We start from the raw sequence: 16,479 nt of genomic DNA on the forward strand, positions 1-16,479 counted from the left end.
CGGGGCGTGAACTAGCGATGTGATAAGCAATACTCCAGGACATCGTCTTCTATCTCCTTGCATATTGTCTCATATTCCAAGGAAAGTGGACTGATTTCAACTTCATTCCGTCTCAACCTTTCCAACATATTGCTAGCTTCGTCATAAGCCTCGAAAAGACCGATCAGCGGCTCCCCGGAGAATTGCTTCAGCTCCAAGCGGACAGATGGAAGCTTTAACATGAGTTTGCTAAGTCCGCTTCTCGATGCAGAGCTGGCGTTGCAGCGGACTGGTCTATCCTGGTTCACTGTCCACGGATCTCCCCTCAACGGTTTGGATATAAAGCATGACACCAATTTGTGCGGGTGGCAGTACGTTACGGTAAAGCTACCTGTATCACCGGGGCCACGCGATCTCTGCCAGCGAGAGGCGTCAAAAGTAATCGAACCTGCCCAAGAGTATTTACTGTAACGTACTTACGAGCGCCCCTGAATTATTCGAGCTTCTTCAAGTTGCCATCGATATGAGCATCGACGACATCCAAATTTGCCTCGCGAACAGGAGTACGGAATGTTGATACAATCCATTTTGAGGAGGCCGTTATGAAGAAACCCGTCATCCGCAGGCTGCTTTCAGCAACCGCGGCATTGGTCATGACAGTGACTTCTGCAACGGTCGCTACGCCCGTTTATGCACAGCAGGCTGCTCCCGCCGAACCTGCGGCAAAACCGAATATACTCGTTATCTTCGGCGATGACATCGGACAGACCAACATCAGCGCCTATAGCGATGGGCTTGTCGGGTACAGAACCCCCAATATCGACCGGATTGCCAAGGAAGGCATGAAGTTCACCGATTATTATGCCGAAAATTCCTGCACGGCGGGACGCTCAACCTTCATTACGGGCCAGGTATGCCTACGAACGGGACTGTGTAAAGTCGGCGCACCCGGTGCACCAGTCGGTCTTCAGGCAACAGATATCACTATTGCGCAGGCACTCAAGCCGCTCGGATACGCAACCGGCCAGTTTGGCAAAAATCATCTTGGCGACAAGGATGAGTTTCTGCCAACCCAACATGGTTTCGACGAGTTCTTCGGAAACCTTTATCATCTGAATGCTGAAGAGGAACCGGAGCAGCCCACATGGCCGAAAGACGACAATGAATTTCTTAAGGCATATTCTCCGCGAGGCGTAGTGAAGGCCTCAGCTGACGGTAAAGTCGAAGATACAGGTCCGCTCACCAAGAAACGGATGGAAACGATCGATGACGAAACCACAGCCGCAGCAATCGATTTCATTGACCGTCAGACGAAGGCAGGCAAGCCCTTCTTCACTTGGATGAACACGACCCGTATGCACGCCTTCACCCATGTTCGTGACTCATTGCGCGGCCAAAGCGGCGTGGCTTACAATGAATATGGCGATGGCATGGTCGAGCATGATGGCGACGTCGGTAAACTTCTCAAAAAGCTTGACGATCTTGGCATCACAGACAACACGATTGTTGTCTACACCACCGACAACGGACCCAACCAGTGGTCATGGCCGGACGCTGCCACCACCCCATTCCGTTCCGAAAAGGACACCAATTGGGAAGGCGCTTTCCGCGTTCCTGCAATGGTCCGCTGGCCAGGACATATCAAGCCCGACCAGGTTTCAAACGAGATGTTTTCCGGGCTGGACTGGTTTCCGACACTTCTGGCGGCAGCCGGAGACCCGGACGTAAAGGACAGACTGTTGAAAGGCTGGCGGCCAGATGGCGGCGCCACCACCTTCCGCAATCATCTCGACGGCTATAACCAGCTCGATTATCTGACCGGAAAGTCTGATAAAAGTTCACGAAGTGAATTCTTTTACTTCGATGACGACGGCAACCTGGTTGCGACAAGATATGACGAATGGAAGGTCGTATTCCATGAACAGCCGGCGCCGGGAGGATTTGCCGTGTGGCAAACACCACTGGTCACATGGCGTGTGCCGAAGCTGTTTAACCTTCGTATGGATCCATATGAACGCGCCGACATAGTATCCGATCAGTATAATGACTGGCTGGTACGTAACGACTTTCTTCTTGTAAAAGGCCAGCTTAAGGCTGCGGCATTCCTAGAGACCTTCGTTAAATATCCACCCAGCCAACGCAACGCTAGTTTTAACATCGAAGGTGTGCGGGCCCAGGTGGACAAGGCGATTGATCAGTCGTTCAAGGACCGGGGTATAGAAAAGTAACGATTTAGGCGCGCTTTTTCAGGGCGCGCCTTTTCCCACCATTTCAGGACACCCGATATGGCTGCACGCGATGATATTCTGAAACTCGGCGAACGGATTGAGCAATCCGTCATCGGGCAGAAGCAAATGATCGAACGCCTTTTGCTGGGGCTCATTTCAAACGGCCATATACTGGTCGAAGGACTTCCGGGTCTCGCCAAGACTCGCGCCATCAAAAGCCTTGCGAAAAATCTGGAATCCGAACTTTCACGCATTCAGTTCACACCGGATCTGCTGCCAGCCGATGTCACAGGTTCCGAAATCTATGTTTCGGACGGCTCAAAAAGTGCCTTCAAGTTTCAGCAAGGACCAATCTTCGCCAATCTCGTACTTGCCGATGAAATCAACCGCGCGCCCGCCAAGGTTCAATCGGGTTTACTGGAAGCTATGGAAGAACGGCAGGTAACAGTCGGCGGAAAGAGTTATCGATTGCCGGACCTGTTCATGGTGATGGCGACGCAAAACCCGATTGAGCAGGAAGGGACCTACCCTCTGCCCGAAGCGCAACTGGATCGTTTTCTGCTGCATATCCGGGTCGACTATCCAGATGAAAAATCCGAAGCCGCGATCATGCGTCTTAACCGGAGCGAGGAACAGGAAGCCCACGACAAGGCTCCCGCAAAAGAAAAGATGACCCGCCTATCGGCGCAGAGCATCTTTGATGCGCGCAAGGAAATCGGCACGATCACAGTGTCCGAGCCGGTCGAAAAATACATGGTCGCGCTCGTTTTCGCGACGCGTTATCCGGATCGTTATAATGCCGATCTTGCCAAGCTTTTACAGGTTGGCGTCAGTCCGCGCGGTGTGATTGGCCTTGACCGCATGTCCCGCGCCTATTCGTGGCTGAAAGGGCGGGACTTTGTCACCCCAGATGACGTAAAAGCAATCGTGCACGACGTTTTCCGGCACCGGCTGTTGTTGTCCTATGAAGCCCATGCCTCCAACACAACGCCAGACCAGATCATCGACCGCATCACCGAACTGGTGGCCATATCATGAAGGCTGGCGCGAGCGTTGAGACCGGCGTTTACGTAGACACTTCTGCGCTTGTCGCCCTTGAAGCTCAAGCGCGTGATCTCAGCTTCGTTCAAAAATCTCCCAGCCATCGCCAGCTTGCGGGGCGAATGCGCTCGGCAGTCCGTGGTCGTGGTCTGTCCTTCGAAGAGTTGCGGGAATATCTGCCCGGCGATGATATTCGTTCCATAGACTGGCGGGTCACAGCGCGGACGATGAAGCCGGTCGTGCGGATCTATAGCGAAGAGAAGGAACGTCCTGCCCTCCTGATCGTTGATCAGCGCATCAATATGTTTTTCGGCAGCAGACGCGCCATGAAATCTGTATGTGCGGCAGAATGCGCAATGCTGTGCGCTTGGCGCATTTTGGGATCGGGTGATCGTGTCGGGGGCATCGTATTTGGCGACACAGATACCGCGCAGATCAAACCGCAGCGCAGCCGCAATGCGGTAATCGGATTGGCAAGCCAGATCGCGGAGAAAAACGCCGCACTGAGTGCCAGCTATGCGCATGATCCTGCGCCAGCCATGTTGAATGACATTTTGCATCACGTCAGCGCCATCGCCTATCACGACTATCTTGTGATCGTTGTCAGCGATTTCGATGGCCATGACGATACGACCCGCGATTACTTGTTGCAGATCTCAAGCCGCAATGACGTGATCTGTCTTCTGGTTTACGACCCCTTTCTGCTCGATCTCCCAAAGACCGGTGAACTTGTGGTCAGCGGTGGCACCACACAGGCTGAATTGACCTTCGGCAAGGGCACGATGCGCAATTCAATCGATAGTTTCGCGCGCAATCGCGGGCGCGAGTTTCGCTCCTGGCAACGGGAACTTGGGCTCCCCATGCTGCCAATTTCGACAGCAGAAGAAACCGCGTCGCAATTACGCAATCTCCTTGAAAAGTCCATGTGGCGCCAAAGGAGACGGTAGTGGATCAAGCAACAGAAACCGCCCTACGGTCGCTCCACGACATTGCCATTCCGCCGCCTGTCTCATGGATGCCGCAAACCTGGGGATGGGGGTTGCTGGCAGCCTTGCTTCTGTTGGGAATTGCCGTCCTCATTGTCCGATGGGCAATCCGCTATCGTCGCAATGCCTATAGACGTGAGGCGCTCCGCGTTCTGGAAGCAATTTCTAACAATCCACCAATGACGCAATCATCTGGAACTAAAATCGCCGAGCTGATGAAGCGCACAGCGCTATCCGCTTGGCCGCGCATCGATGTCGCAACCCTATCCGGTCGCCAATGGGTTAGTTTCCTTGAGCAGCACAGTCCAGAACCGCTCGGAATCAACCTGAAGGCGCTCCTGACGGTTCAGGAATATGAACCGGGACCGACAAAAGACTTGCCTGTGATCGTCGGCCAGGCGCGCCTGTGGATCGAGAGGCATTATGTATGAACTCGATCATCCGTGGCTCTTGCTTCTGTTGCCAGTACCGTTGCTGTTCTGGTGGCTCCTGCCAAGCCATCGGGTGTCGACCGCTTCAATCAGACTACCCTTCTTCAAAGATGTCGCGCGCGCAGCTGGCGTTGAGCCAACGGTAGGATCGATCATTCCACGGCGAAGCTGGTGGCAAATCGCCCTCGATCTGCTTGCCTGGGGCTTCATGGTTCTGGCGTTGGCTCGACCGCAACTGATCGAACCGCCGATTTTCAAAACAATACCACAGCGTGATATTCTGCTGGCTCTCGATCTTTCGCAATCGATGGACACGCGCGATTTTGCAACATCAAGCGGGACCTTGGACACGCGTATCAATGCTGTGAAAACAGTCGTCGCTGATTTCGCTTCACGACGGGCAAGCGACAGGCTGGGCTTAATCGCCTTCGGCGACGCTCCCTACCCGCTAGCGCCTTTCACGATGGACCACGATTTAATCCGGACAATGATCGGCTCACTCGCGCCGGGCGAAGCCGGTCCCCGAACGGCAATGGGCGACTCCATCGGCCTCGCCATTCGCATGTTTGAAAAATCGAACGTGCCTGAAAAGGTTCTCATCCTGCTGTCGGATGGCAATGACACGGCTAGCAAGATGCCGCCTTTGAAAGCGGCTGAAATTGCCAAAGACGACCATATCGTTGTTCACACAGTAGCCATCGGCAATCCAACCGCAACCGGAGAAGACATGGTCGACGTCCAAACACTGAATGCAATCGCCGCACAGACAGACGGAAGCTATTCTTTCGGTCAAGATCAGACCAGCCTGTCTGCCATTTACGATATGCTGGACCGCATAACCCCGCAGGAACAGAAGGAGCTTTCATGGCGGCCACGCCGGGAACTGTTCCAGTATCCGGCCGCAGTATCTTTCTTGATCCTGGCACTCTCCCTTTGCCTCAGTTTTGTGCAGGCACGCATGGCGCGGAGAGCTTCCGCATGATCTCCGACTTTCACTTTCTGCGCCCGGTCTGGCTGATTTTGCTCATATTGCCGCTGATCATGATCTGGCTTGCAGCCCGTTCTGCCAACATCAGGCAGAAGTGGAAAAACATGATCGCGCCGCATCTTCTCGACCGACTGGTGATCGAAGGCGATAGCAAGCGACGTTTTCAACCGGAAACATTCCTCGCGCTCATCATGGCGATCATGATTGTCGGAATTGCCGGTCCAAGTTGGGACAAGGAGACGCCGCCCTTTGTACACGACACGGCGTCACTGGTGATCGCAGTCGATCTTTCACAAACAATGGATGCGATTGACATCAGCCCCAGCCGCATCGAGCGAGCCAAGCTTAAAATTCATGACATTCTGGCAAGCAGAGCTGGCGCCAGAACCGCCGTGATCGCTTATGCAGGAACGGCTCATCTGGTTCTGCCGCTCACGGATGATGCCGATTTGATTGAATCCTATACCGATGCCCTTTCCACCGGCATCATGCCACGTCCGGGCAAAGATACCGGTGCGGCCCTTGCCCAAGCGTCCAATCTCCTGAAAGAGGACGGTTCACCCGGAACGATACTGTTCATCACGGACGGCGTTGAGGCCGCCGCGATCAAAACATTGGATGATGAGAGGGATAACCACATTGTGGTACTGCTGATCGGCACGACAGATGGCGGACCGATAAAGTCCGACGGTGGGGGCATTTTGTCATCGGACGGTGGAACACGCCTTGTTACCAAGCTCGACACCGAAAGCTTCGCGCAACTGCAGGCCTCGAAATCGATCGCAGTCACAATAGTCACAGAAGATGATGCCGATGTTCGCTGGATCAACGCACAGGTAAAAGAAAATTTTGCGCAACAGCAATCCGATAAGGAAAGTCGGTGGCGCGATGGCGGATGGTGGTTCCTCATCCCCGCCGTGCTGCTATTCGCATTCACCTTCAGACGTGGCTGGGTTGTGCGGTTGGGGAGTGTTTTAATTGCTCTTCGTCTGATTGGCAACGATCCGGCAAGCGCTGGATCATTCGAAGATATGTGGCTGACACCGGATCAACAGGGACAAATCGCACTCAGGAACGGCGCTTTTTCCAAAGCCGCCAGTATTTTTCGCGACCCTATGTGGCGCGGTGTCGCTGAATATCGTGCCGGGAATTATCAGGAAGCCATCGAAGCTTTCGCCATCGTTGACAGCCCTGAAAGTTGGTACAATCAGGGCAATGCACTCCTGCATTTGAAGAAGTACGCGGAGGCTGTAACAGCATACGAAAAGGCACTTCAGGCGAATCCCGCATCGGAAGACATTCAGGCCAACCTTGCGACGGCAAGACGCCTTCTGCAAGCGCAGCAGAAGGAAGATAAGGACCAGGAGGAAGCACCAAACCTGAAGCCCGATAGTGACCAGTTTGATGATAAGGGCAAGCAAGGCAAAGATATTGAGATTGCCCTGTCCGAACAGGCATCTCAAATGTGGATCAAGAACATCGCCATAAGCCCAGCGGCTATGCTGGCGCGCCGGTTTTCGATTGAAGCGGAAGGCGGTGCCAAATGAGCATTCTGCTTCGGCTTATGTGTTTCAGCCTTATCGTTTCAGCCACGCAATTCATCAATGATGCCGCAGCGCAGGAACCCATGGTCCGCGCAAAAATTGGAGAAACGGGACCCATCGTACCGGGGCAGCAAGTCCAGCTTGTGATAACCGTTCTTGCTCCGGGTTTCTTCACCTCACCACCACAATTCCCTTTATTCGCGCTTCCGCACGCTCTGGTTACTCTGTCTGATGAACGGTCCCAGAACATCACTGATACTATAAATAACGTTCAGTTCAGTGGCATTCAAAAGCGGTATTCCATCATACCACAAGTCAGCGGCAGTTATCGTATTCCAGAAATTCAGGTTTCATTTGATTACCTTGAGGATGGAGCCCCGAAAAAAGGAACCGTGAAGAGCCAACCGCTAACTTTCACGGTCGGCGCTGCACAAAATAACCGACAGACGGGATTTGCAGTCGGTTCACTGGAACTATCGCAGAGTTTCGACAGGCCGCCGGACAAGCTGCAGACGGGAGATGCGCTGGTCAGAACCCTGACCATTACCGCCACGGATACGGTAGCGATCACCATCCCGCCCATCAATATTGGAACTCCAGAAGGGCTGGACCAGTATGTCAAACCAGCGACCGTCGCAGATAACGTTTCTGTCGGGCGAAAAACTGCGAGCCGTCGCATCGAAACCATCGTCTATACCGCTTCCAAATCCGGAGCCTTCACCTTGCCTGAAATTTCGTATCGCTGGTTTGACGTGAAATCACAGCAGGTTCAGACCGCCACGTTACCGGAAACAACCGTGACCGTCACCACAAGTGCCGCGAAATCTGCCACTCCCGTCGAACCTGCCAGTAAAGGCACGCTTAGCCGGAAGTCCCTTTGGACATTGGAAATAACCGCGCTTCTGATCGCTGGGCTTATAGCCTTCGAAACATGGTACAGAGCCCGGTTTACAAATCTGTTGCGCCAATGGAATGAGCGGCGCCGGAATTCGCTTCATCATCAAAGACGGCAGACCCTCCGCATTATCAGTACCGGCGATAACGCCCGGATAAATGCGGCACTGGAAGTCTGGTCGCGTCGTCTTGGTTACTCTTCCATCCATGCTTGGGCCGCAGCCGCGAATGACGGGTCACTTGCCGCACAGGTCGAAATTCTGCAGCGGCAGCTATACGGAAAGGGCCAATCCGGGGAAATTGACCGACGCCTTCTTGCTCACGGCGTTAAGAACCGCCTTTCGCATAAACACGCCGCAAAACCACCCGCGCTTTTGGAACTGAACCCCTGAAGCCACCCGATTTACCGTAACGTACTTCTCGCCGGAGTAGCGTAAAGGCAAGCTCTCCATAATTTCGCGGAGGATGACGATGGGTATGAACGCTTCGAGCAAACGTTATTCCGGGCAGGCTTCGGATGAAATGGTCTGGATACCGGGCGGGACGTTTCAGATGGGGTCGAACAACCATTATCCCGAAGAAGCGCCACGCCATGCCGTGAGGGTGGACGGGTTCTGGATCAGCACGACACCTGTTACCAACCGGCAGTTTTCGCGCTTTGTCGACGAAACAGGCTATATCACGATGGCCGAGATAGCGCCCGACCCGAAGGACTATCCGGGGGCGCTGCCCGAAATGTTGCGCTCAGGGTCTCTTGTGTTCACTCCCCCAAAGCGGGTCGAGGGTCGGGATATCAGCCAGTGGTGGAAATTCAAGTTCGGAGCAAACTGGCGTAAGCCATTGGGCGGGCTCAGCGATTTACGCGGCAAGCTCGATCATCCAGTCGTCCATGTGGCGCACTGCGATGCCCTTGCCTATGCGCAATGGGCCGGTCTTGATTTGCCGACCGAAGCCGAGTTCGAGTTCGCGGCCAAGGGTGGCTTTGAAGATCTGGAGTATGCGTGGGGCGATGAACTCATGCCGGGCGGCGTTGCCATGGCCAACACCTGGCAAGGTATCTTTCCCGTGAAAAGCACGAAGCCCGCAGGGCGCGAGCGCACCTCGCCAGTGCGGTCGTTTCCGGCCAATGGTTATGGTGTTTACGACATGATCGGCAATGTCTGGGAATGGACGAATGACTACTGGACGACCCGACATGCCGAACCAGCGGCAAGCCCGTGCTGCATCCCGCGCAATCCACGCGGCGGTGAAGCTCTGGCAAGTTTTGACCAGCAGCAGCCCGCTATTCGCATTGCCAGACGTGTTCTAAAAGGTGGTTCTCACCTCTGTTCACCCGACTATTGCCGCCGCTATCGCCCGGCGGCGCGACATGCAGAGCCGGAAGACACGTCCACCAGTCATGTCGGATTCCGGTGTGTGAAGAGACCAACAAACTGAGGGGAATTTCATGCGTTTGTTTGCGCAGATTTTGTTGATCGCCGCGCTTCAAATCTCAACCTCTGCGTGGGCTGAAGACCTCGCCTCTTGGAACGATGTCAAATCCAGACAGCAGATCGTTGATTTCGTCGATAAAGTGACAAAAGAGGGAAGCAAGGATTATGTTGCGCCTGCGGACAGGATCGCCGTCTTCGACAATGATGGCACACTTTGGACCGAGCAACCCTATTACTTCCAGTTGGCCTTCATGCTTGACCGTGTCAAGGCGTTGGCGCCCGACCATCCAGAGTGGAAGACAACACAACCGTTCAAATCCATTCTGACCGGTGATCTGGCTGGCATTGCCAAAAGTGGAGAGAAGGGTGTCGTCGAACTGGGCATGGTGACCCACGCTGGCATGACGACCGACGAATTCAACAAAATCGTTACGGATTGGTATACAACGGCCAAGCACCCAAAGACGGGCAAGGCCTTTGCAGAAATGACATTCCTTCCTATGCGCGAGCTTCTCGATTATCTACGCGCTCATGACTTCAAGACGTTCATCGTGTCGGGCGGCGGTGTGGAATTCATGCGCCCCATGACGGAGAAGGCTTACGGAATACCTTCACAACAGGTCATTGGCAGCAGTATCAAGACCCAATACGCAGTCGAGAACGACCAGCCCGCGCTGGAACGCCTGCCGGAGATCGATTTTATCGATGATGGTCCCGGCAAACCTGTCGGCATCAATCGGGTCATCGGCAAACGGCCAATTTTCGTCGCGGGCAATTCGGATGGTGATTACGAAATGCTGCGTTGGGGCACCACCTCTCCCAACAGCCTCGGTATCATCATCCATCACACCGACGGATACCGAGAATATGCCTATGACCGGCAGTCGTCATTTGGCAAGCTGGACAAAGTTCTGACCGAAGCGCCGAAACGAAATTGGACCATCGTCGACATGAAGAATGATTGGAAGAAGGTCTATGCCTTCGAATGACCTTTCATTCCACGTGCAATCATCCGCAGTCCATAAACAGCCTAGGAGGACTCCAATGCCGATCTACAGGTGCATTCTCCGATGTACAGTCAGCGGGCTATTCTTGCTCGGCATGATTACCATATCTGTCGCTCAAGACAGCAAGGCTGCTTCTGACAGGATCGAACCAGCTTCGATTCATGCCTTAGAGAATATGGGGAAGCATTTGCAATCCTTACAGAAATTTTCCCTCGAATCTCAAACCAGTGTGGAGACCGTTCTGGATACCGACCAGAAACTGGAGATTGGCGGCGAGATTGCTTATGAGGTTGAGAGACCGAACAAACTCCGTATCGATCTGAAAACCGATGTTGTTCAGGGTGAGTTCATTTATAACGGATCGACCTTCACCTATGTCTCGCCAAACAGCAACACTTATGCTCAGGTTCCAGCCCCTGCGACAATCAAGGAAACGCTGGAAGAAGCCGCCCACAAATATCATCTGACATTCCCATTGGCGGATTTGTTCGCCTGGGGCACTCCAGACGCACCCATTAAAGAAATTGTCGAAGGTTTCCACGCTGGTAATGCAATGGTGAATGGCAAGCCGACAGATCATTGGGCTTACCGTACAGGAGATCAGGATTTCGAAGTCTGGATTGCATCGGACGGTCCACCCTTACCCCTCAAGGTCTCACTTGTGGATCGTGATGATCAAACGCGCCCGCGCATGACAGCCGTTCTTAATTGGAACGAAACACCTGACATTCGGGCTAGCGCATTCGAATTCACGCCAGCGGCCAATGCACAGAAGCTCCGTTTCATGGAAGAGGGGAACCCGCAATGAAACTCTTTCGTACCACGGTAGGACTTTTGTTCGCCACGGCCATGATTACTCCCCAGATCGCCGAGGCTCGCGGAGCCTTTGGCGGGCGCATGCCACGCATGAACTTGGGCGGCGGCGGAATGCATGGCTTCGGTGGTGGCGGTGGTTTTCCTGGCCACCGAATGGGCGGCTTTAATGGCCCAGCGCACTTCGAACCACGCTTTAATCCATCGATGCCGCGCCCTCGCGGCGGCCATGTTCCGCATGCAAGACCAGCACCGGGCCTCCATCCAGCGCATCATCCCGCGCCCGGGCCTCATCCTGGTCCCAACCCGAAACCACACCCGGCTCCGCATCCAACACCAACGCCCCACCCCGGGCCGGGACCTGCTCCACATCCGGGACCTGGGCCGCATCCTTTGCCGCCCCCACCTCCTCCACCGCCGCCGGGTCCATACTGGCCAGGCTATTGGAATGGAGGCTGGGATCCGGCAGCAGCAGCCATTATTGGCACCGCCGCAGCCGTGGCCATTGGTACGGTTATCGCCAATGTTCCATCAGACTGCGCCAATGTTTCCGTCAACGGCATAAACTACAAGGACTGCAATGGAAACTGGTTCGAGCCGAAATATAACGGACATAGCATCGTCTATGTCGCTGTAGCTCCGCCAAAGTAAGAAGAAAGTGGCACTTCCTGCTTCGTCAACGATGGCGAAGCAGGTCACTCGGTAGGCGTCATAGACGCCAGATTGGAAGTACGTAACACTAAATTCTTGGATAAAACCAACAGTGCGTCTTTTCAATTACCTGACACATCATCGGGACCAGATCGCACGCGAAGCTGACCGCTACAGGTGCGAAACCGTAGCTGGCTAATCTTCAGACGCTGGAATACTGTGCCATGTGTGCTCTTAAAGCAACGGCGCAGGTTTGTTCACAGAGTGCGAAGAGTCTTAAATTATATGAACGATTTTTGGCTGCAAAACTACTAGTTTTTCCTTTGTTGAGCCAATATTGGTTTGAATAGGAACGACCAAAGAAATAATAGTTTATGTATGCCTCGATGTTCATGCGGATACGATTACTGTGTCATTGCAGATGACGGGCGGAATGGGGAAATCCCTTTTCACGATGTGATCGACAATACTGGTGATAGTGGTTAGCGACCTATGAAGCGCCTTATTGCTGCATACACCCATCCCACTGCGGACTCTGCATAATCCGGCGCTCCACATAATTGCGAAAATCGATAAGCTTGGTCGCCAACATGATCCGAACCCGGTTCGATGGAAAGATCATGCCGGAACCGCACATGCGACAGCGGCGATCCGGGTTGAAGATGCGCCTTCTTCCAGACGGATAGTAACGGACCCGACTATGATCTCGGGGAGGTTGGCTTCTTAATCGGCGGCTCCGAAATGGGTGGTTCGGCTTCAGGCCGTGTCGCTCTGCGACCTCATTGACCATCGCGCCCGACCGAAGGTTCTCCGAAACGATCTGCGCCTTGACCGTAAGCGGTGTTTCGCTTGCACCTCGACAGCAAGCCCTGATTTTGACAGGGCGATCTCCTCGACGAGACCTGAAGCCTAGCCAGCATCAGCTTCAGGAAATTAAAGATATAGGATGGAAGGCAAAAACACGATTATGCAAGCAATACCGGGACCTTTCAAAAACCGGAAAACCACAACCTCGTGTTCTAACCGCTATTGCACGTTACCTCGCCGGCTTCATCTGGGACATTGCATGGCACGTAGCAATCCAGGCTGCAATTTACCAAACCCATTTGCCGATGCAGTATGCTGAAGATGACGACCAGAGATCAGGGACGTACGTTGGGATAGATATCCGTGCTTAGAGAGAGGTAAGCCTGCATCGAATATGGTCAGGAGGTAAAATCCGCGGAAGAGAGTATGACAATCATCGGTTCGGCTCGTCATCTCGAGGACCGTGCACAGACCGCATCAATTGAACGTCTTCGTGAAAACGAGGAAATTTAAATGCATCCGGAAAACCTATATTACTCATGAGGGCGTAGGATTCCACCCTCTCCTGCAAACGAACTCTTTTTAGGAGCAGCTGCCGCATATTTCGGGAAGGCTGGTATGCCGCTGCTCCCAGAGCCTACTTCTAATCCTATTTGTGAGATCGGCGAGGCGTCGGCCCCGTCGCTTTCCATAGTTCTTTCAATATGCGGCTTCCTTTCATGAGTTGCAGTCTGAAAATGAAGTGATGCAGATGTTCTAACCTCTTTCTGGTTTTGACGTGGAGTCAAGAACGACTGCCGCATTCTGCGGCAATAGCGGAGACTATTCTCCGATCCGTAAACTTTCAAAGGCTGACGCTCATTGTCAAACTTAAATCCTAGGCGGTTTGATGACCGTTTCCGACCCTACTGATGTCATTTAGAATCGATGCGTGAATCCTAAACGCTGGTATTCGTTATTTCGTAGAGCTGCCAGATGTCCCCTTCATTAATACAGATCAGTCGGTTTGCTGCTCGATTTTATGAGTAATATCTTTCACCTTGAATAGCCGCCACACCCCAGAAGCGGCATTCAATTGTTTCTGGGGTATGTTCTTACGATGAATTCATTCAAGAAAACTGATGCATTATGGCTATGCCGTCGCTCGCCGCCTGGTCCGCAATATCTTGCCAAATTCTGTTTCTATGATGCGCAGAGTATTGTCAGCTCAACGGTGGAGGTTCAAATATCCGATAGCGACGATTACAGCGACTTTGTTTGATGCCTCGCCAAAGTTGAAGACGAGAGAGTTGTCTGAATGATATCAAAATAACCGCAAGCTAGACCAAGATTATCATGACGTCCATTAAGTCTTTCAACGCAGTCAATGTTTTCAGGAGTATCCGTCACAGTCAGTGTGGTCACTTCCATTTCTTTCGAACTGGTAGCGGTGAGTGCTGGTTTTACGTAGGAAAAGTGTTGCACGCTTATGATTTCGCGGGCTCATGCCAGCCCAAGAGCGTTGCCGATCAATGATTTTTTGGCAACGTGTCCCGCGCCCTGGTACCCCCCCTTTATCAGCATGACTTAAAGCAAATCTGTAATTGCCACCTATTGAATTATTACTACGTTATTGCCAAAAAGCCGAGTTGAATAATACCACCAAATGACCGGTGCATTCGAAGCTGCTATAACTCTCGATGTTCTGCCCGGGAAAGCATTCGCGTCAGAACACGCTGCGGAGGAGATCGATCAGTTCATCTGCTGTCCCGGATCCGGGTCGATTGACCTTTGCCGCAGCATTCACCGGGTCGGTTCCGTCAGATGCATGTAACTGGCTCACGTTCAATGCACGGTCCGTTTCACTGAGCGCTTTGTCAGAACTTTTAGGGAGGTATTGGCTCCAGAGTTTTTTGTCATCCTCCCATGGCGGATTGACGCGATGACCGTCCTTCCAGAACTGGACGACATCCTGCACTGCCGGATTGTCCCGATTTCGATACAGCCACCGCAGTTCTGAGCCAGTCGTAGATTTATTTAGGTTATAGAGTCTCTTTTCGATGACATCGCTCATGTTGACACCATCAAGTACAAAATGCACACTTATTCGGTCCTCAGCCGCCCAGTTCAGGCCGCCCTTGACTTTTCGCCTTATCGCAACGTTTCCGGCAGTGAAATTGTGCATGGGATCGCCCACCCTGAATTCGAGGGCAGTGTGATATTTCGGGTGCCGCTCGAGACTGGCAAAGAAGTGCTCCTGCCGGAGCGGTAATCTTAATGGCAATAGCCGTATGCTGAAAGGAGCAAAGCTATCAATAACAAAATCTGGAATGAATTCGGTTTCATTAGATATGAATATGCTCCGCGGATGCCTTAGCCCGTACACCAGATCACCGGGGCGAAGACGGTCGTATTCGGAGGCCGGAAAAGGCATGATCATCCTGTCCTGAATTGTGCTGACTGTTTGACTGCTGCACTCGGGACGCAATCATATGAACTTACATCTCACTTAGATAGCTGCTATTTTTACCGGGTTAGGGATCAACTATTGAAACGCAAGCGCAATAAAACCGCCATGGCGCACAAGGCCAAAAAGCTGTGCTTAGCTCAATGCGGACGTGATCCTTCCCTCGTAAGTGCATGATTGTCTGGCTGCCTGGTGTAATTTTCCGGCCGTTATAAGCGTGTCGTTTGGGTGCCGATGAAACTCATCAGAACACGCTTGCCGGGGGATGCGCGTCGGATCACCACAATTCACCTGAAGGGCACTGCGCCAGACGAAAGCGCAATGCTTGTATCCGGATCGCATTTCGAGCGTTTCCCTGACTGGTTGAATTGGATGGCTTTGCAAATCAGCTACTTTCTGATTCGAGCTTTCTGCCGATGGAGGTCGGCAGATATGCCTCGAGCCCTTTCCATTGATCTCGCGCCTGACGACGTCGGACGTTCATTGCAAGATCTTCGAAATGTCGCGAGAAATCTCGTCGAGGGATCGGGCCACCGCGTCGTGAACATGGTTTTGCAGGACGAGGTCGACCAGTGTATTAAATGCCCCATCGTTTAGGACACGAGCTATGACCACACGATTAGCTCCCTTGAATATCAACTGGCGTGGGTCCTACAGCAAGTGATCGATGGCATACACACAGGAGTGCTACCGGATAAGAAGGGTTTCAGTGAGCGGCTTCGATTGTTTCGCAGACGATCCAGGTGCTTTCGGTGCCACCTGAAAGCTACCGGCTACGTCCTGCCTCGCCGCCCACGTGCTGACACAGCACGTGGGCAGTGCTATGATTCATTAGCATTCAACCCGTTATCCGCCCGGCGCCACACCCAATTGCGCGAGCATGTCCCGAGCAAACGGCTGGGTGCGCCCGATTTTCGAGACTGGAAAGTAAGCGGAGCAAATTTGGTGGCACGGACTGATCAGTTAAATGTGCTTTCCGGAAGATTTTGACGTAGAGTCAGGAATGCGTGACATAGTGTGCAGCAACCGTGGGACTAATCTCCGATCAGTATGCTTTGAACGGCTAATGAGCGCGGGCAATCGTAAATCCTAGGCGACTTTAACGACCGCTTCCGACCTCATTCCGGCCCTTTCGGTTGCGCCACCGCCTGCTCAATAGCGGACGAGCTAAATGGGCTAGCTGCTAAAGAATGCGTCCTCAGCCTCGTAATCGAATAATGGAACTGTATAG

12 protein-coding genes are annotated in these 16,479 nt (G+C 53.1%); 11 read left to right on the forward strand and 1 reads right to left on the reverse strand.

The window, feature by feature from the left end:
- Positions 1 to 581 precede the first annotated feature (581 nt).
- The 11 genes from QSJ70_RS25415 to QSJ70_RS25465 all read left to right on the forward strand — a co-directional run bounded on the left by QSJ70_RS25415 (position 582) and on the right by QSJ70_RS25465 (position 11,995).
- Positions 582 to 2,207 carry an arylsulfatase gene (locus QSJ70_RS25415; protein WP_285540755.1) on the forward strand — a complete coding sequence of 542 codons (1,626 nt, stop codon included), beginning with the start codon at positions 582 to 584 and terminating at the stop codon, positions 2,205 to 2,207.
- A gap of 57 nt (positions 2,208 to 2,264) precedes the next feature.
- Entirely contained in the window at positions 2,265 to 3,245 is a 981-nt protein-coding gene (locus tag QSJ70_RS25420) for an AAA family ATPase (RefSeq protein WP_285540757.1), read from the forward strand.
- The gene (locus tag QSJ70_RS25425) at positions 3,242 to 4,195 is read left to right on the forward strand and encodes a DUF58 domain-containing protein (RefSeq protein ID WP_285540759.1); all 954 of its coding nucleotides are present in this window, start codon (positions 3,242 to 3,244) and stop codon (positions 4,193 to 4,195) included. The genes QSJ70_RS25420 and QSJ70_RS25425 overlap by 4 nt, the downstream gene beginning before the upstream one ends.
- On the forward strand, positions 4,195 to 4,665 hold the full coding sequence (locus tag QSJ70_RS25430) for a DUF4381 domain-containing protein (RefSeq protein WP_285540761.1): 471 nt from the start codon (positions 4,195 to 4,197) through the stop codon (positions 4,663 to 4,665). Before QSJ70_RS25425 ends, QSJ70_RS25430 begins: the two co-directional genes overlap by 1 nt.
- Positions 4,658 to 5,647, forward strand: coding sequence for a VWA domain-containing protein (locus tag QSJ70_RS25435; protein WP_285540763.1), 990 nt, complete (start codon positions 4,658 to 4,660; stop codon positions 5,645 to 5,647). Before QSJ70_RS25430 ends, QSJ70_RS25435 begins: the two co-directional genes overlap by 8 nt.
- The gene (locus QSJ70_RS25440) at positions 5,530 to 7,200 is read left to right on the forward strand and encodes a VWA domain-containing protein (protein WP_352231030.1); all 1,671 of its coding nucleotides are present in this window, start codon (positions 5,530 to 5,532) and stop codon (positions 7,198 to 7,200) included. Before QSJ70_RS25435 ends, QSJ70_RS25440 begins: the two co-directional genes overlap by 118 nt.
- Positions 7,197 to 8,483: a BatD family protein gene (locus QSJ70_RS25445; protein WP_285540765.1), complete on the forward strand. Its 1,287-nt coding sequence runs from the start codon at positions 7,197 to 7,199 to the stop codon at positions 8,481 to 8,483. The genes QSJ70_RS25440 and QSJ70_RS25445 overlap by 4 nt, the downstream gene beginning before the upstream one ends.
- A 79-nt stretch (positions 8,484 to 8,562) precedes the next feature.
- Positions 8,563 to 9,528 (forward strand): formylglycine-generating enzyme family protein, encoded by a 966-nt coding sequence (locus tag QSJ70_RS25450; RefSeq protein WP_502871722.1) that lies wholly within the window; start codon positions 8,563 to 8,565, stop codon positions 9,526 to 9,528.
- Positions 9,529 to 9,538: 10 nt separating this feature from the next.
- The gene (locus QSJ70_RS25455) at positions 9,539 to 10,513 is read left to right on the forward strand and encodes an HAD family hydrolase (protein ID WP_285540769.1); all 975 of its coding nucleotides are present in this window, start codon (positions 9,539 to 9,541) and stop codon (positions 10,511 to 10,513) included.
- 55 nt (positions 10,514 to 10,568) lie between these two features.
- A complete protein-coding gene (locus QSJ70_RS25460; protein ID WP_285540771.1) occupies positions 10,569 to 11,339 on the forward strand; it encodes a DUF2092 domain-containing protein in 771 nt (256 codons plus the stop codon).
- Positions 11,336 to 11,995, forward strand: coding sequence for a hypothetical protein (locus QSJ70_RS25465; protein ID WP_285540773.1), 660 nt, complete (start codon positions 11,336 to 11,338; stop codon positions 11,993 to 11,995). Before QSJ70_RS25460 ends, QSJ70_RS25465 begins: the two co-directional genes overlap by 4 nt.
- A 2,512-nt stretch (positions 11,996 to 14,507) precedes the next feature.
- Here the strand turns inward: QSJ70_RS25465 and QSJ70_RS25470 are convergent.
- Positions 14,508 to 15,221: a hypothetical protein gene (locus QSJ70_RS25470; RefSeq protein ID WP_285540775.1), complete on the reverse strand. Its 714-nt coding sequence runs from the start codon at positions 15,219 to 15,221 to the stop codon at positions 14,508 to 14,510.
- Positions 15,222 to 16,479: the final 1,258 nt, after the last annotated feature.

Source organism: Brucella sp. NBRC 12950 (assembly GCF_030268145.1).
Taxonomy (GTDB): domain Bacteria; phylum Pseudomonadota; class Alphaproteobacteria; order Rhizobiales; family Rhizobiaceae; genus Brucella.

Coding starts and splice junctions, on each gene's coding strand:
- QSJ70_RS25420 (WP_285540757.1), top strand. CDS start 2,265: ATGGCTGCACGCGATGATATTCTGAAACTCGGCGAACGGATTGAGCAA.
- QSJ70_RS25460 (WP_285540771.1), top strand. CDS start 10,569: ATGCCGATCTACAGGTGCATTCTCCGATGTACAGTCAGCGGGCTATTC.
- QSJ70_RS25450 (WP_502871722.1), top strand. CDS start 8,563: ATGGGTATGAACGCTTCGAGCAAACGTTATTCCGGGCAGGCTTCGGAT.
- QSJ70_RS25465 (WP_285540773.1), top strand. CDS start 11,336: ATGAAACTCTTTCGTACCACGGTAGGACTTTTGTTCGCCACGGCCATG.
- QSJ70_RS25415 (WP_285540755.1), top strand. CDS start 582: ATGAAGAAACCCGTCATCCGCAGGCTGCTTTCAGCAACCGCGGCATTG.
- QSJ70_RS25445 (WP_285540765.1), top strand. CDS start 7,197: ATGAGCATTCTGCTTCGGCTTATGTGTTTCAGCCTTATCGTTTCAGCC.
- QSJ70_RS25455 (WP_285540769.1), top strand. CDS start 9,539: ATGCGTTTGTTTGCGCAGATTTTGTTGATCGCCGCGCTTCAAATCTCA.
- QSJ70_RS25425 (WP_285540759.1), top strand. CDS start 3,242: ATGAAGGCTGGCGCGAGCGTTGAGACCGGCGTTTACGTAGACACTTCT.
- QSJ70_RS25440 (WP_352231030.1), top strand. CDS start 5,530: ATGGCGGCCACGCCGGGAACTGTTCCAGTATCCGGCCGCAGTATCTTT.
- QSJ70_RS25435 (WP_285540763.1), top strand. CDS start 4,658: ATGTATGAACTCGATCATCCGTGGCTCTTGCTTCTGTTGCCAGTACCG.
- QSJ70_RS25470 (WP_285540775.1), bottom strand. CDS start 15,221: ATGATCATGCCTTTTCCGGCCTCCGAATACGACCGTCTTCGCCCCGGT.